The following is a 1,177-nucleotide window of genomic DNA, read 5'->3' on the forward strand; positions in this document are numbered from 1 at the left end:
GTCGCGTGTTGGACCCCGTCAAACGTTTGATGCGCGAATCTGGCCGCCTGGCGGCACGCGACCTTGCCACACCTTTTGTATGGGAGCAGAAGGATGAACTGGGCAGCTTGGGCGTCAGTCTGGAGCATACGCGCCGCGCGTTGCAGGCCTTGTTCAGCGAAATTGAAACCAAGAATTTGATGCTGGAAAAGGATATAGAACAGCGCGCATTGACGGAGCAGGAACTCCAACGCCACCGTGATCATCTGGAAGAACTGGTTCGGGAGCGAACCAGCGAACTGCAAACAGCGAAGGAGCGTGCCGATATCGCCAATCAGGCAAAGAGCAAATTCTTGTCGAGCATGACTCATGAACTGCGCACCCCGCTGAACGCGATACTTGGCTATGCACAGATTCTCAAGTACGACAAGGGCTTGAGCGAGCGGCAGACAGCCGGTCTGAATACCATTCAGCAAAGCGGCGAGCATTTGCTGGCACTGATCACAGACTTGCTCGACATGGCAAAGATCGAATCCGGGAAATTCGAATTGCTGCCCGAGCCTGTCAAACTGAAGGCCTTCTTGCAAGGCATTGTGGACATCATGCGCGTACGCGCAGAACAAAAGACTCTGCAGCTGATCTTTGAGCCGTCAATGCATCTGCCGCATACTGTGATGCTGGATGAAAATAGATTGCGCCAGGTGCTCCTCAATCTTCTCGGGAATGCGATCAAGTTCACCGATTTCGGATACATAAGAATGAGGGTCTCGGCCACCAATGAAAGCGCCAATAAGACACGCTTGGCTTTTGAGATCGAAGATACCGGCGTCGGTATCAGCAAGACCCAACTGGACTGTATTTTTCAGCCATTTGAGCAAGTTGGCGATACGCGTCGAAAATCGGGCGGCACCGGGCTGGGGCTTTCGATCAGCCAACAGCTGGTGCGCCTGATGGGCAGCGATATTCAAGTGACCAGTCATATTGGCGCTGGCAGCAGATTCACTTTCGAGATTGTGGTGCCTGTCGGTGCCAGCGATATTCTTCCGGTTGCGCCGACGCGCCTGGCCGTGGCGTATCGCGGGCTTCGAAAGAAGATCCTGGTGGTCGACGACGTGGTTGCAAACCGGGAAATGCTGAAAGACTTGCTGAGCGGACGTGGGTTTGACGTTTATTTGGCGGTGAACGGCCAGGAAGGCAT

General features: G+C 54.3%; 1 protein-coding gene. It reads left to right on the forward strand.

Annotated features, from left to right (window positions below):
- The coding region (locus AC1DYI_RS36300; RefSeq protein ID WP_477208931.1) for a sensor histidine kinase at positions 1-1,177 on the forward strand (1,177 nt) is incomplete at both ends.

Source organism: Ideonella sp. P3_A4 (assembly GCF_056403075.1).